Annotated in this window: 1 pseudogene; it reads left to right on the top strand. The window is 49.1% G+C overall.

Annotated features, from left to right (window positions below):
• Positions 1–224, top strand: a pseudogene (locus SORDD16_RS11400) (hypothetical protein); the annotation flags it as partial.

Below are 224 nucleotides of genomic sequence, written 5' to 3' on the forward strand. Positions count from 1 at the left end.
AAACACTGTCAGACAAGCTAGCTGAGGTACTTGCGCTGTTACTCAAGCTCGTGCTGATTGAAGCACTTACGCTGTTGCTCAAGCTTGCTGAAGTACTTGCTGAAGTTGAGGCATCGCCTGAACCATTGCTTGTACTTGTTGAACCTGAACCGCTACCTGAGTTGTTGCTTGCACTGATTGAGGCAGATACGCTGTTGCTCAAGCTGGTGCTTGCTGATTGGCTC

Source organism: Streptococcus oralis (assembly GCF_001578945.1).
Taxonomy (GTDB): domain Bacteria; phylum Bacillota; class Bacilli; order Lactobacillales; family Streptococcaceae; genus Streptococcus; species Streptococcus oralis_Q.